Origin of the sequence: Micromonospora purpureochromogenes, assembly GCF_900091515.1 — a bacterium.
GTDB lineage: Bacteria > Actinomycetota > Actinomycetes > Mycobacteriales > Micromonosporaceae > Micromonospora > Micromonospora purpureochromogenes.
Window position 1 is genome coordinate 5683957 of record NZ_LT607410.1, and the last position, 13838, is coordinate 5697794.

18 protein-coding genes are annotated in these 13838 nt (G+C 72.6%); 3 read left to right on the top strand and 15 right to left on the bottom strand.

The window, feature by feature from the left end; translation table 11 throughout:
- Nucleotides 1-2 precede the first annotated feature (2 nt).
- From GA0074696_RS25890 to proS, 12 genes are all read right to left on the bottom strand, one after another.
- On the bottom strand, nt 3-326 hold the full coding sequence (locus GA0074696_RS25890; protein ID WP_007075222.1) for a DUF2469 domain-containing protein: 324 nt from the start codon (nt 324-326) through the stop codon (nt 3-5).
- A complete protein-coding gene (locus GA0074696_RS25895; RefSeq protein WP_088963493.1) occupies nt 323-1135 on the bottom strand; it encodes a ribonuclease HII in 813 nt (270 codons plus the stop codon). Before GA0074696_RS25895 ends, GA0074696_RS25890 begins: the two co-directional genes overlap by 4 nt.
- A complete protein-coding gene (locus GA0074696_RS25900; protein WP_088963494.1) occupies nt 1129-1605 on the bottom strand; it encodes an NUDIX hydrolase in 477 nt (158 codons plus the stop codon). The genes GA0074696_RS25895 and GA0074696_RS25900 overlap by 7 nt, the downstream gene beginning before the upstream one ends.
- A 61-nt stretch (nt 1606-1666) precedes the next feature.
- Nucleotides 1667-2299 carry a signal peptidase I gene (lepB, locus tag GA0074696_RS25905; RefSeq protein ID WP_088963495.1) on the bottom strand — a complete coding sequence of 211 codons (633 nt, stop codon included), beginning with the start codon at nt 2297-2299 and terminating at the stop codon, nt 1667-1669.
- Complete coding sequence (lepB, locus tag GA0074696_RS25910) at nt 2296-3177, bottom strand: signal peptidase I (protein WP_088963496.1); 882 nt, start codon at nt 3175-3177, stop codon at nt 2296-2298. Before lepB (GA0074696_RS25910) ends, lepB (GA0074696_RS25905) begins: the two co-directional genes overlap by 4 nt.
- A 190-nt stretch (nt 3178-3367) precedes the next feature.
- Nucleotides 3368-3724 carry a 50S ribosomal protein L19 gene (rplS, locus tag GA0074696_RS25915; RefSeq protein WP_030335223.1) on the bottom strand — a complete coding sequence of 119 codons (357 nt, stop codon included), beginning with the start codon at nt 3722-3724 and terminating at the stop codon, nt 3368-3370.
- A gap of 143 nt (nt 3725-3867) precedes the next feature.
- Nucleotides 3868-4656 carry a tRNA (guanosine(37)-N1)-methyltransferase TrmD gene (gene trmD / locus GA0074696_RS25920; RefSeq protein ID WP_088963497.1) on the bottom strand — a complete coding sequence of 263 codons (789 nt, stop codon included), beginning with the start codon at nt 4654-4656 and terminating at the stop codon, nt 3868-3870.
- A gap of 17 nt (nt 4657-4673) precedes the next feature.
- Entirely contained in the window at nt 4674-5228 is a 555-nt protein-coding gene (rimM, locus tag GA0074696_RS25925; protein WP_172894748.1) for a ribosome maturation factor RimM, read from the bottom strand.
- A gap of 2 nt (nt 5229-5230) precedes the next feature.
- Nucleotides 5231-5491, bottom strand: coding sequence for an RNA-binding protein (locus tag GA0074696_RS25930; RefSeq protein ID WP_172862164.1), 261 nt, complete (start codon nt 5489-5491; stop codon nt 5231-5233).
- Nucleotides 5466-5966, bottom strand: coding sequence for a 30S ribosomal protein S16 (gene rpsP, locus GA0074696_RS25935; protein ID WP_088963499.1), 501 nt, complete (start codon nt 5964-5966; stop codon nt 5466-5468). Before rpsP ends, GA0074696_RS25930 begins: the two co-directional genes overlap by 26 nt.
- 239 nt (nt 5967-6205) lie before the next feature.
- The gene (locus GA0074696_RS25940) at nt 6206-6874 is read right to left on the bottom strand and encodes a DUF402 domain-containing protein (protein ID WP_331716511.1); all 669 of its coding nucleotides are present in this window, start codon (nt 6872-6874) and stop codon (nt 6206-6208) included.
- Between the two features lies 1 nt (nt 6875).
- Nucleotides 6876-8282, bottom strand: coding sequence for a proline--tRNA ligase (gene proS, locus GA0074696_RS25945; RefSeq protein WP_088963500.1), 1407 nt, complete (start codon nt 8280-8282; stop codon nt 6876-6878).
- A gap of 147 nt (nt 8283-8429) precedes the next feature.
- Between proS and GA0074696_RS25950 the strand changes: the two genes are divergently transcribed.
- A complete protein-coding gene (locus GA0074696_RS25950; protein WP_088963501.1) occupies nt 8430-9026 on the top strand; it encodes a TetR/AcrR family transcriptional regulator in 597 nt (198 codons plus the stop codon).
- Between the two features lie 319 nt (nt 9027-9345).
- On the opposite strand, the gene GA0074696_RS25955 is transcribed toward GA0074696_RS25950, so the two are convergent.
- Complete coding sequence (locus GA0074696_RS25955) at nt 9346-10425, bottom strand: amidohydrolase family protein (protein ID WP_088963502.1); 1080 nt, start codon at nt 10423-10425, stop codon at nt 9346-9348.
- Nucleotides 10426-10576: 151 nt separating this feature from the next.
- Here GA0074696_RS25955 and rpsD point away from each other — a divergent pair, with 151 nt between their 5' ends.
- Together rpsD and GA0074696_RS30975 are read left to right on the top strand one after the other, a co-directional pair.
- Nucleotides 10577-11188, top strand: a complete 612-nt coding sequence (gene rpsD, locus GA0074696_RS25960) for a 30S ribosomal protein S4 (protein ID WP_157746113.1) — start codon at nt 10577-10579, stop codon at nt 11186-11188.
- Nucleotides 11185-11346 (top strand): hypothetical protein, encoded by a 162-nt coding sequence (locus tag GA0074696_RS30975; RefSeq protein WP_157746114.1) that lies wholly within the window; start codon nt 11185-11187, stop codon nt 11344-11346. The genes rpsD and GA0074696_RS30975 overlap by 4 nt, the downstream gene beginning before the upstream one ends.
- Before the next feature lie 54 nt (nt 11347-11400).
- On the opposite strand, the gene GA0074696_RS25965 is transcribed toward GA0074696_RS30975, so the two are convergent.
- Both GA0074696_RS25965 and ffh read right to left on the bottom strand, forming a co-directional pair.
- Nucleotides 11401-11979, bottom strand: coding sequence for a Uma2 family endonuclease (locus tag GA0074696_RS25965; RefSeq protein WP_088963504.1), 579 nt, complete (start codon nt 11977-11979; stop codon nt 11401-11403).
- Nucleotides 11980-12047: 68 nt separating this feature from the next.
- Nucleotides 12048-13604, bottom strand: coding sequence for a signal recognition particle protein (gene ffh / locus GA0074696_RS25970; protein WP_088963505.1), 1557 nt, complete (start codon nt 13602-13604; stop codon nt 12048-12050).
- Between the last annotated feature and the right edge of the window lie 234 nt (nt 13605-13838).

A 13838-nucleotide genomic window follows, 5' to 3' on the forward strand; every position in this document is an offset into this window, starting at 1 on the left:
GGTCAGCCGCCGAAGCCGGAGTCGGCGGGGAGGGAGATGTCGGGCTTCTCCAGCTCCTCGACGTTGACGTCCTTGAAGGTCATCACTCGGACGTTCTTCACGAACCGGGCAGGACGGTACATGTCCCACACCCAGGCGTCGTGCATCTCGACCTCGAAGTAGACCTCGCCGTCAGAGTTGCGCACGTGCAGGTCGACCTGGTTGGCGAGGTAGAAGCGGCGTTCTGTCTCCACCACGTAGGAGAACTGGCGGACAATGTCGCGGTACTCCCGGTAGAGCTGCAGCTCCATCTCGGTCTCGTACTTCTCGAGATCTTCCGCGCTCATCGCACTCCGCCTTCCATGACCACATCTTCCCCCACCGACGCCGGAGGCCGAGGCTGCTCGCCCAACGCCACGCCGACGGTACCCCCTGACGCGTCGAAGCGCTCCATCGGCTCGGGCGCGGGCCCGACGGCGGGGCGTCGGGACCGCGGCGGACGGCCGGCGCGGCCGGACACGGTGGCCACGTTGACGTACGAGAACCGGTGCTCCACGCAGGGGCCGCGCTCGCGCAGCGCCTCGCTGTGCTCGGGCGTGATGTACCCCTTGTGCTCGGCGAAGCCGTAGCCCGGGTACTGCCCGTCCAGCTCCACCATCAGCCGGTCCCGGGTGACCTTGGCCAGCACGCTGGCCGCCGCCACGCAGGCCGCCACCCGGTCGCCCTTCCACACCGCCAGCCCGGGGACGTCCAGCCCGTCGACGCCGAAGCCGTCGGTCAGCACGTACTCCGGTCGGGTGGTCAGCGACGCCAGCGCCCGGCGCATCGCCGCGAGGTTGCACACGTGCAGGCCCCGGGCGTCGACCTCCTCGGCCGGAATGATCACCACCGCGTACGCCAGGGCACGGGCGACGACCTCCTCGTACACCCGCTCCCGGCTGGCCGGGGTGAGCAGCTTGGAGTCGGCCAGCCCGTCGATCTCACCGCGCCGCCCCTCGGGCAGCACCGCGGCGGCGGCGACCAGCGGCCCGGCGCAGGCGCCCCGGCCGGCCTCGTCGGCGCCGGCGACGTGCCGGAAGCCGCGCCGTTGCAGGGCCCGTTCCAGGGCGTAGAGCCCACCTTCGCGGCGCACCACCGTACGCGGGGGCGTCAGCACGACGCGGCTCCGCTCGGGTCGGTCAGGGCCCGGGTCAGCACGGCCGGCAGGTCCTCCGGGTAGTAGCGGTGGTCGCTCGCGGTCAGCTCGTCGACCGACCACCAGCGGTGCCCGGAGACGCTGGCCCGCTCGATGTCGGTGAAGCCCGTGGTGTCCACCTCCCAGCCCGCCACCCGGACCAGGAAGAACTCCTGCTCCTGCCGGTACCAGACGCCGTCGAAGGGGAACTCGACCGTCTCGGACCAGACCGGCGCGCCCAGCTCGCCCGGGTCCAGCCGCAGCCCGGTCTCCTCGGCCAACTCGCGGGCGGCGGCCTGGGCGGGCGTCTCCCCCGGGTCGATCCCGCCGCCGGGAGTGAACCAGTACCGGTGCTCGGGACGGGACGGGTCCCAGCCGCTGAAGAGCAGCACCCGGCCGGCCGCGTCGACGAGCAGCACCCGGGCCGCGCGGCGAGGGGTGTAGACGGTCACCGCCCCAGCCTGCCAGACGCCGGTGACGATCTGCCACGCCCGGGGGCGGGCCGCGGGTCCGCTACGGGTTGGGGATGGCGTCGAACGGCTCGGGCACGGTGAGCCAGGTGGCCCGGTCCACCGGCCAGAACACGGTGAAGGCCCGCCCGACGACCTGGTCCTCGGGGATGGTGGCGCTGTCGATGTTCCGACCGGACTGCTGCCAGTGCTCCAGGGAGTCGCCGGAGGCGGAGCGGTGGTCGCCCATCACCCAGAGTCGCCCCTCCGGCACGGTGATGTCGAACTCCTGGTCGGCCGGCTTGTCCCGCTCGCCGTTGGCCGAGAAGATGTACGGCTCGTCGAGCGGCTTGCCGTTGATCACCAGCTTGTCGTCGTCGCAGCAGACCACGTGGTCGCCGCCGACGCCGATCACCCGCTTGATGAAGTCCTCGCCGTCGGGGTTGCCGCTCCACTCCGTCGGCGCCTTGAAGACGACGACCTCGCCGCGGTGCGGCGCCCGGAAGTCGTAGACCAACTTGTTGACCAGCACCCGATCGTCGATCTGGAGGGTGTTCTCCATGGACGGGGACGGGATGAAGAAGGTCTGCAACACGAAGTAGCGGACCAGCACCGCCACCAGGATTGCCACGCCCAGGAGGATGGGCAGTTCCTTCCAGAAGGAACTGCGGGGCCTGTCGGTCTGCTCGTCAATCACGGGTGGAGCCTACGTCCCCGGGCGCGGGCCGATCGTCCGGAACGCGCGACAACGGACATCAGGGTCACCGCCGGGAGCACCAGATTGACACCGCCCACCGGGGTCGGCTCGGCCGGCGGCGGGGCGGCCGGGGCGGCGGCCGGCCGGGAGAGCCGGTCGAAGGTCTCCGGCACCGGCAGCGAGGTCCACCGCTGGGACGGCCAGACCACCATGAACGCCCGGCCGACCACGTTGTCGATCGGCACCGGGCCCTGGCAGCGGGCGTCCTGCGAGACCAGTCGGTGGTCGCCCATCACGAAGATCTGACCGGGCGGGACGACCACCTCCTCGAAGCGCCGGGACCGGCACTCGCGGGCGTTGGGCGGCACGTCCAGCGGCGAGTTGCGGATCACGTACGGCTCGTCCAGCGGGGTGCCGTTGACCAGCACGCGCCCCTGGTCGTCACAGCACTTCACCCGGTCGCCGGGTACGCCGATGACCCGCTTGATGAAGTCCTTCTCGCCCGGGCGGCTGACCCCGACCAGGTCGCCGAACGTCCGCCCGACCTTGCCGGCGAAGCCGGGCTCGGGCTCCTGGACCTCCTGCGCGACCCACCGGTCGGTGCCCCGGAAGACCACGACCTCGCCGCGCACCGGGTCGCGCACGTCGTAGACGACCTTGTTGACCAGCACCCGGTCGCCGATGAGGAGGGTGTCCTCCATCGAGCCGGAGGGGATGAAGAAGGCCTGGAGCAGGAAGGTGCGGATCAGCACGGCCAGGCAGAAGGCGACGACCAGCAGCAGCGGAAGCTCCTGCCAGAGCGGCATCTGCCGGCGGGTGCGCCGGGTCCGCCGGCGCCACGGATCGACTGTGCCGTCCTCGTCAAGCACCTGCACCACGCCACTCCCCGGTCCGCAGAAACGACACTACCGCCCGGGAGCCTCGTCGAGGCCCCACGGGCGGTAGTGGACATTCGCACGCCGTGACCAGCGTCGCGGCGTCGCTGCCCCGCTGCGCCCGTACGACCAGGGTAATGCGATCTGGTCGATACGACACCCGCGCAGCTCAGGCGGCGTGGCGAGCGGGAAGTCAGCTGGGCTGCTTCTCCCGCTTCTCCTTGATCTTGGCCTTCTTGCCGCGCAGCTCGCGCAGGTAGTAGAGCTTGGCGCGACGCACGTCACCGCGGGTCACGACCTCGATCCGGTCGATGCCCGGGCCGTTGAGCGGGTAGGTCCGCTCCACGCCGACACCGAAGCTGACCTTGCGGACCGAGAAGGTCTCGCGCAGACCGTCACCCTGGCGGCGGATGACGACGCCCTGGAAGATCTGGACACGGGACCGGTTGCCCTCGACGACCCGGGCGTGCACCTTGACGGTGTCACCGGCACGGAAGTCGGGGAGGTCGGTCCGCTTCGACTGGGCGTCAAGGGCGTCCAGGATGTTCATCGCTGCGTCCTCGTGAGGCTCACGGCGCACCGTCACTCGGTGCGCGGATGGGTGATTCTGATCCCCGGGTGGTGGTCGGTGGGCCGACCCCGGTCGAGGATCCTCGCAGCCGCCCGCGGGCGCGGGTGGATGCGGCAACCCCCCTACTTTGCCACATCCCCCGGCGGCAGCTGCAATCCGGCCCGGTCCAACGCGGCGACGTCCCGTTTGTCCAGGCTCTTCGGGGGCAGCGCGGCGATCATGTCGGGCCGCCGGGCGGCGGTGCGGGCCAGCGCCTCGTCGCGCCGCCACCGGGCGATTCGCCCGTGGTCGCCGGAGCGGAGCACCTCCGGCACCTCGTGCCCGCGCCAGGTCGCCGGCTTGGTGTACATCGGGGCCTCCAGCAGCCCGTGCGCGTGCGACTCCTCGTCCAGCGAGCCGGCGTTGCCGAGCACCCCGGGCAGCAGTCGGGTGACCGCCTCCAGGATCACCAGCACCGCCACCTCGCCGCCGAAGAGCACGTAGTCGCCGAGGGAGACCTCGGTGACCCGCATCCGGGTCGCGGCGTGTTCCAGCACCCGCTGGTCGATGCCCTCGTACCGGCCGCAGGCGAAGAGCAGGTGCGACTCGGCGGCCAGCTCGTGGGCCATGGCCTGGGTGAACCGGACGCCGGCCGGCGAGGGCACCAGGAGCCGGGGCAGGGTGTGTCCGTCCGGGCTGAGCTCGTCGGGGGCGAGGGCGTCGAGCGCCTCGCCCCACGGCTCCGGCCGCATGACCATGCCCGGGCCGCCGCCGTAGGGCGTGTCGTCGACCGTGCGGTGCACGTCGTGGGTCCAGCTCCGCAGATCGTGTACGGCCAGCCGCAGCGTCCCGTTCTCCCGGGCCCGGCCGATCAGCGACAGATCCAGCGGGGCGAAGTACTCCGGGAAGATCGACACGACGTCGACGCGCATGGGGGGTGGCTCCGGTCTCAGAGGTCGAGCAGACCGGCCGGCGGGTCGACCACGACGCGACCGCCGGCGAGATCGACCTCGGGGACGATCGCCTTGACGAAGGGGATCAGCGCGGTACGCCCCTCGGGGCGGCGCAGGACCAGCAGGTCCGACGCGGGGGCGTGGTCGATCCGGGCCACCTCGCCCAGGTGTTCGCCGGCCGGAGTGACCGCGGCGAGACCGACCAGTTGGTGGTCGTGGAACTCCTCGGAGTCCTCCGGCGGCGCGACGTCGGCGCTGTCCACGCCGAGCAGGGTGCCGCGCAGCGCCTCGGCGACCTCGCGGCCGAGGATGCCCTCGAAGGCGACCAGCATCCGGCCCTGGTGCCAGCGGGCCGCCTCGATGGTCAGCTCCGCGGGGACCGCGAACGGAACGCCGGGACCGGGGGCGGGATTGGCCGGGGCGGTCGCCCCCGGCTCGGTCCGAAGAACCGTGCCGGGGGCGAAACGCGCTTCGGGCTCGTCGGTCCGCACCTCCACGGTGACCTCACCGCGGATGCCGTGCGGTTTGCCGATCCTGCCGACGATGAGCAGCATCAGTACGAGTCGACGATGTCGACGCGTACTCCGCGTCCACCGATGGAGCCGATCACCTGGCGCAGTGCCTTGGCGGTCCGGCCGGACCGCCCGATCACAGTGCCGAGGTCCTCGGGGTGCACGCGGACCTCGAGCCGCTTGCCCCGACGGGAGTCGACCATCCGGACACGCACGTCGTCCGGGTGATCCACGATGCCCTTGACCAGGTGCTCCAGCGCGGGACGCAGCGGCATGTCAGGCCTGCTCACCGGCGTCGGCAGCAGCGGCCGGGGCCTCGGCCGGAGCCTCGGTCTTCGGCGCCTCGGCCGGAGCCTCGGTCTTCGGCGCCTCCGTCTTCGGCGCCTCGGCCTTGGCGGCCTTCTTCGCCGGCTTGGCCGGGGCCTCCGGAGCCAGGCCGGCGGCGGCCTTCGCCTCGGCCTCGTACGCCGCCTTGCGGTCGGCGCGCTCGGGGGCGACCTTCAGCGGCGGCGGGGCCGGCAGGCCCTTGAACTTCTGCCAGTCACCGGTCAGCTCCAGCAGACGCTGCACCGCCTCGCTCGGCTGCGCGCCGACGGAGAGCCAGTACTGGACCCGGTCCGACTTGACCTCGATCACCGAAGGGTCTTCCTTCGGCTGGTACACGCCGACGAACTCGATCGCCCGACCGTCGCGCTTGGTGCGCGAGTCGGCGATGACGATGCGGTACTGCGGGTTGCGGATCTTGCCCATCCGCAGGAGCCGGATCTTTACGGCCACAGTTGTTTCGCTCCTGTTGCGATCTCACCGACCCGGTACGGGCGGTGCACGGGTGAGCGCCACCCGGCACAGTGGGGTTGGGCCGGAGACAACTCGGTGGACTGGCGACACGCCCGGGTTAGAGGGCGCCGGACGCGCGCCGGATACCAGCGACCCATTCTGCCAGATCCGGCGCCGATCTCTCACACCGGACCCGGGACAGGTCACCCGGTGAGGCGCGGCGGTGACGCGGAACACGGTCAGCGGACCGGCGGACGGTCCCAGCCGGGCGGCAGTTCGTCGGGTACGTCCCAGTCCGGCGGCGGGACGAAGTCGCACCAGGTGCCGTCGAACGGGAACACCCCGGCCTCGGCCCGGGCGATCACCCGCTCCCCCTCGGCCCGTACCGCCGCCTCGTCGGCCACCCAGTAGTCGTCGGGGAAGGCGAGCCGCTCCGCGAACTCCTCCTCGTCCTTCCACCGCCAGCTGTGGTCCGGGTACACCACCACGTCGAGGTCCTGGTCCACCACGTCGACCCCGGCGACCTGGCCGTCGTCCCAGCGGACGCCCGGCTCCTCCAGGTTGACGTACCAGTTGGCGAACCGGCCCCGCGCGTCGGAGAACCACCACACCGAGTGGGCCGCCCCGGTGGGCAGGAACTTCAGCAGGGGCGGGCCGCTCCACCGGCCGCGCGCCAGCCGGTACGACGAGGAGATCCACTCGGCGAACGGCATCGCCCGCATCCCCAGGCCGGCCTCGGTGACCTCGTGGGCGACCGGGCTGTCCCGGGCGATCCAGATCAGCAGTCCGCGCTCGTCGTCGCTGACCACCCGGCCCGGCCGGACCCAGCCGATCCGGCCGCGCCGCACGTTGCGGTGCAGGATCAGCCGACCCGGCGCGAACCGGTCGGCGGGACCGCCCGGGCGCACCTCAGTAGGCGCGGGCGAGGATGGCGACCAGGTCCGACTCGTCCTCCGAGTCGGGCACCGAGCCGTCGGCGCGGAGCAGGCAGCGCACGGTGACGCCCTGACCGTTCGCCTCGGCCTCACCCGCCACGCCGACCGCCGACCACGGCACCTTGGCCCAGCCGGTGGCCGCCGCCTCGATCGCCTCGGCCAGCGTCGACACCTCGACGGTGCGCGACTCGCGGTGGGCCAACGCCTGGTCGTGCAGCACCCGCTGGTCGGCCTCCAGGGCGGCCAGCACCGCGCCGACCACGTCCGCCACCGGGGTGGGCGCCTTCGAGCCGTCCGTACGCCGGACCACGACCGCGTTGCCGGCGGCCAGGTCGCGGGGGCCGACCTCGACGCGTACCGGATAGCCGCGCAGCTCGGCGTCGACGGCCCGGCGGCCGAACGCGGTGTCGGTGCGGTCGTCGAGCGCGACCCGGACGCCGGCGTCCCGCAGGCCGTCGCGGAGCTTGGCCGCCGCCTCGGCGACGCCCTCGCCGTCCTTGACGATCATCACGTACGCCTGGATCGGCGCCAGCTTCGGCGGCACCCGCAGGCCGTTGTCGTCGCCGTGGGCCATGATCAGGCCGCCGAGCATCCGGGTCGAGGTGCCCCAGGAGGTCGTCCAGGCGTGCTCCCGGCCGCCCTCGGCCGAGGAGTAGCTGATGTCGAAGGCCTTGGCGAAGTTCTGGCCCAGCTCGTGGCTGGTGCCGAGCTGGAGCGCCTTGCCGTCGCCCATCATGCCTTCGCAGGTGTACGTGGCGGTCGCGCCGGCGAAGCGCTCCCGGGCGGTCTTCAGACCGACCACCACCGGGATGCCGAGCACGTTGACCATCAGGTCCTCGTACGCCTCGTGCAGGATCCGCCGCGCGTAGGCGCGGGCATCCTCACGGGTGGCGTGCGCGGTGTGCCCCTCCTGCCAGAGGAACTCGCTGGTCCGCAGGAAGATCCGCGGGCGCAGCTCCCAGCGGACCACGTTGGCCCACTGGTTGAGCAGCAGCGGCAGGTCCCGGTACGAGTCGATCCACTTGGCCATGAACTCGCCGATCACCGTCTCGCTGGTGGGGCGTACCACCACCGGCTCGGCGAGCTGCTTGCCGCCACCGTGGGTGACCACGGCGAGCTCCGGCGAGAAGCCCTCGACGTGCTGGGCCTCGCGCTTGAGGTAGCTCTCCGGGATGAAGAGCGGGAAGTACGCGTTCTCCGCGCCGGCCGCCTTGATCCGGGCGTCCATCTCGGCCTGCATCCGCTCCCAGATGGCGTAGCCGGCCGGACGGATGACCATGGTGCCGCGGACCGGGCCGTTGTCGGCCAGCTTCGCCTTGGCGATCAGGTCCTGGTACCAGCGGGGGAAATCCTCCGCACGGGGAGTGAGCACGCGTGCCATGACCGCACATCCTAGGCGTCGTCCGGCTCGCCGCTGCGCCCGGGAGGCGGCGCGCCGCGTCCGCGTCGCCGGGCGCCGCGGCGGCCTCGGACCCGGGGCCCGCCGGGCGGGCGTCGGGCCGGACGGCGATCGTAGACTTCGACCACCATGGGTGAGCTGAGGGATTCCGCCCGGCAGCGGCTGCGCGACACGATCGTCGACGCCGCTCGCGCGCAGACCGTCGCGTCCGGCTGGGACGGGGTACGGATGGGTGGGGTGGCGGCCGCGGCCGGGGTGAGCCGGCAGACCGTCTACAACGAGTTCGGCAGCAAGGCGGGGCTGGCCGAGGCGCTCGCCCGGCGCGAGGTGGACCGGTTCGTCGCCGACGTCCGGGCGGCCCTGCGTGAGCACGGCGCCGACGTGCGGGCCGGCGCGTACGCGGCCATCTGGCACACCCTGACCGAGGCGGCCGGCAACCCGCTGATCAAGGCGATCCTGACCAGCGCCCGGGGCGGCTCCGACGCGCTGCTGCCGTACCTGACCACCCGCGCCGAACTGGTGCTCACCGAGGCCTCCGGCGCCCTGCTGGACTGGGCGGGCGACCACCTGCCCGCCGCCGACCCGGCGGCCCTGGCATTCGCCGCCGACACCGTCGTCCGCCTCGTGGTCAGCCACATCGTGCTGCCCCGCGCCCCCATCGACCAGACCGCGTCCTCCCTGGCCGACCTCGCCCTCCACCTCTTCCTCACCGCAGCAACCCCCTGACCCCGGTCCCACCCTCCCCTCCCCACCCCACCCCCAAGATCCGCGCACTTTCACGGAACGAGTGGCCATTCGGCGCGGAATAGCCACGCTTTCCGTGAAAGTGCACGCCCGGGCGGGGCGGCGTGGACTCACGGCGGGTGATGACGGGCCGCGCATCACCTCCCCCGCACACCCCGCCAAGATCCGCACACTTGTAGAGAAAGAGTGGCTAAGCGGCGCCGAATAGCCACGCTTTCCGTGAAAGTGCGCGCCGGGGCGGGCCGGGCGGGGGCGGGGGCGGGGGCGGGGGCGGGGGCGGGGCGGGGGCGGGGGGGCGGGGTCAGGGGAGGGGGTGGCCGCGGAGGATGGTGCGGGAGGGGGTGCGGACGACGCGCAGGTCGCGGCGGGGGTCCTCGGGGTAGACGGTGAGGTCGGCGAGGCCGCCCTCGACCAGGCCGGGGAAGCCGAGCCAGGCGCGGGCCCCCCAGGAGGCGGCGGCGAGGACGTCCGTCGCGGACATGCCGGCCTGCTCGTGCAGGAGCAGCATCTCCTCGGCGGCCAGCCCGTGGTCGATGCCGCCGCCCGCGTCGGTGCCGACGTAGATCGGCACGCCGGCCTCGTACGCGGCCCGGACCACCTCCGGGAACCGGTCGCGCAGGGTGAGCATGTGGTCGGCGTACCCGGGGAACCTGGCCCGGGCCTGGTCGGCGATGCCGCCGAAGGTCCGAATGTTGATCATCGTGGGGATCAGCGCGGTGCCCTGCCGGGCCATCAGGTCGATCAGGTCGAGGCTCAGGCCGGTGCCGTGCTCCACCGAGTCCACCCCGGCGCGCACCATGATCTCCACCGCCGACTCGGAGAAGGTGTGCACGGCGGCACGGGCCCCGGCGGCGTGCGCGGACGCGACGGCCGCGGTCATCGTGTCGGCGTCCCAGGACGGCGCGAGGTCGCCGACGCCCCGGTCGATCCAGTCACCGACCAGCTTGACCCAGCCGTTGCCGGCGGCGGCCTGGGCCGCCACCGTCGCGGCCACCTCCGCCGCGCCGACCTCCACGCCGATGTCGCGCAGGTAGCGCTTCGGCGGGGCGACGTGCCGCCCGGCGCGGGCCAGTCGCGGCAGGTCCGGCTCGTCGTCGAGTTCCGGGTACGGGTACGGCGATCCGGCGTCCCGGATGGCGAGCACCCCGGCGTCCCGGTCGATCCGGGCCAGCTCCCGGGCCTGGTCGAGCGAGGTGATCGGAGAACCGCCCCGGGCGATGCCGATGTGGCAGTGCGCGTCGACCAGACCGGGCAGCACGTACCCGCCGTCCACCACGGTCTCGGCGCCGGGCACCGGTTCGAAGGTGACCCGGTCGCCGACCAGCCAGAGATCCCGGACCTCGTCGTCCGGCAGGAGCACACCGCGCACATGCAGAGCCATGTGCACAGTCCTACCGGATCACCCCCCGCCGTGCCGCGCCGGGCCGGAGTCGCCCCGGCGGTCACCCCGGCAGGCTCACCCGGATGGGGTGGGGCGGCCTCACCCGGTGCCGGTGGACGGTGGTCGGACCCCGAGAGGTCAGGGAGGAAAGATGTCTGTCCGGACGACGGTACGTCCCTCGCCCACGGACCAGTTCCCGCTGCACCCGGCGTACGGGTACCTGCTGCGCCGCCAGCGGCACCCGATCGGCGTCCGCGGCGGGCCGCGGCGTGCCCCGCGCGGGTTCCAGCTGAGCGACAACGACGAGCGGCAGGTCCGGGCGGCGTACGAGCTGCGCATGCGGCAGTTGGCCCGCGCGGTGGTGACGGCCGGCCGGCAGCCGGGCGACGCCACGGAGAACCTGGTCGGGCAGTTGGAACAGCGGATCGACGCGCTGGTGCACCGGGCCGGCTTCGCGCCCTCGGTCGACGCCGCGCGGGACCTTGTCGCCCACAACACCTTCACCGTCGACGGTGGCAAGGTCAACCGGCCGTCGTACCTGGTCCAGCCGGGGCAGACCATCCAGGTGCGCCCGGACCGGCAGTGCCGCCCGCCGGTCGCCATCGCCCTGGCCGAGCACGCCGAGGGCGAAGAACCGCCGTACCTGAAGGTCAGCTCGGAGCGGCTCACCGCGACCCTGACCCGGGAGCCACAACGGCAGGAGGTGCCCGTGCTGCGGGACATCCCCCTCGCCGTCCACCCCGACCAGGAGGTCGCGCGATGAGCATGCCGATTCCGAACGACCGACGGGTGCCCAACTACCTGCGGCAGAGTGGCCGGCCGGAGCTGACGCCGCGGCAGCGACGCCGCGCCGAGCACAAGGAGGCGCGGCGGGAGAGTCTGCTGGGTCAGCGTCCACCGAAGCGGTCGCGGGACCGGTGACCCGGGGCCGGGTGGCGGTACCGACCGCCGCCCGGCCGACCCGGCCGGTACGGTCTACTCCCCCTCGCGTGCAAGGAGTCCCGCGCGCCGCGCGGTCAGCGCCGGGAGGTCGACCGAGACCTTCCACGGGCGCTCGGTGACGAAGACGTCGTCGGTGTGCGCGACGGCCTCGTACTCGCCCTTGGGGCCGAGGACGAACTCCGTCAGCGTCATCCGCTCGCGCAGCGGGTCGACCACCCAGTAGGTCTGCACACCGGCGTGGGCGTAGACCCGCGCCTTGTCGTACATGTCGCGGAAGACCGAGGTCGGGGAGATCACCTCGACGGCGAGCAGCGCGTCCTCCACCGGCACGGGGCTACGGTCGGCGTGCTCCCGGCGGATAGCGACCACGTCCGGCCGCGGCTCGTTGCGCCGGTCGACCCGCATGGAGAGGTCGATGCTGACCAGGTACTCGGGCGGACAGTTGATCTCAAGGGCAAGCAGGATCCGGACACAGAGGTCCTGATGGAGCGCGGTGGGGGACGGCAAGATCAACCTTCCGTTGATCAACTCATACGGAAGGTCCTTCGGCAGGTCGCCGAGGTCGTCGACCGTCCACTCCGATCGCTCGGGCAGGATTGGCGCCACGGTCATGACTCCTCCTTCCAGGGGGCGACATGACCCTAAGTGCTGGCCACGTCGCCCACCGCCACCGACACGCGTCAGCGCGGGCGGTTGTCGCCCTTGCCGAGCTTGTTGAAGTCGATCTTCGGGAGCTTGAAGCCCGGCGGCAGGCCCTGACCGCCGGCCAGGTCGCCCGGGTCCAGCCCCGGCGGGAGCTGCGGCATGCCGCCCGGGAAGCCGCCCGGCAGCCCGGCGCCCGCCCCGGTACGCGGCCGACCGCCACCCTTGGTGCCCTTGCGCTTGTTCTTCGGCGACTTGGTCGCCTTGCGCCGGCCCGCGCCGGGCAGGCCCATCATGCCGCCCATCTGCTTCATCATCTTCTGCGCGTCGGCGAAGCGGTTGAGCAGCTGGTTGACGTCCATCACGGCGACGCCGGAGCCATTGGCGATGCGGGCCCGGCGGGAGCCGTTGATGATCTTCGGGTTGGTGCGCTCGCCCGGGGTCATCGACCGGATGATCGCGGTGACCCGGTCGAAGTGCTTGTCGTCCAGCTCGGCGAGCTGGTCCTTCATCTGCCCCATGCCGGGCATCATGGCCAGCACGTTGGCGATCGGGCCCATCCGGCGGACCGCGATGAGCTGGTCGAGGAAGTCGTCCAGGGTGAACTGCTCGCCGCCCATCAGCTTGGCGGTCATCTTCTCCTTCTGATCGGTGTCGAAGGCCTGCTCGGCCTGCTCGATCAGAGTGAGGACGTCGCCCATGCCGAGGATCCGGCTGGCCATCCGGTCGGGGTGGAAGACGTCGAAGTCCTCCAGCTTCTCGCCGGTGGAGGCGAAGAGGATCGGCTGCCCGGTGACCTCCCGGACCGACAGCGCGGCGCCACCGCGCGCGTCGCCGTCGAGCTTCGCCAGCACCACGCCGGTGATCCCGACGCCGTCGCGGAACGCCTCGGCGGTGCGGACCGCGTCCTGACCGACCATCGCGTCGATGACGAAGATGACCTCGTCCGGGTCGACCGCGTCGCGGATGTCGGCGGCCTGCTGCATCATCTCGGCGTCGATGCCGAGGCGGCCGGCGGTGTCGACGATGACGATGTCCCGGGCGGCCCGCCGGGCGTGCTCGATCGAGGCGCGCGCGACCTGCACCGGGTCGCCGGTGCCGTTGCCGGGCTCCGGGGCGTACACCTCGACGCCGGCGCGGCCACCGAGCACCTGGAGCTGCCCGACGGCGTTGGGGCGCTGGAGGTCGGCGGCGACCAGCAGCGGCTGGTGACCCTGGGCCTTGAGCCAGCGGGCCAGCTTGCCGGCGAGGGTGGTCTTACCGGAACCCTGGAGGCCGGCCAGCATGATCACGGTCGGCGGCTGCTTGGCGAACTGGAGTCGCCGCCCCTCGCCGCCGAGGACGTTGATCAGCTCCTCGTTGACGATCTTGACGATCTGCTGCGCCGGGTTGAGCGCCTCGGAGACCTCCGCGCCGCGGGCCCGCTCCTTGAGCTTGGCGATGAAGCCCTTGACCACGGGCAGCGCGACGTCCGCCTCCAGCAACGCCATGCGGATCTCGCGCGCGGTGGCGTCGATGTCGGCGTCGGTGAGCCGACCCTTGCCGCGGAGCTTGGTGAAGATCCCGGTCAGGCGGTCACTCAAGGTGTCAAACACGCGAACATCCCGTTTGTCAGTGTTACGGCGGGCACAACGCGACCGGCATGTACCAGCCGGCCACCGCTAGGGTAGCCCGCCGCCCGCACCCGCGCTCCCGCCCGGCCACCGCCACCGGCCCGGCCCGCAGCGGCCGGGTCGGGCCCTGGCAGCGCAGACCCGGCCGGCCCGGTCGCGATCTTCCGCGCGCCCGCGGCCACCACGGCCGCCCGCCCCTGGCGGCCGGCCCGCCGG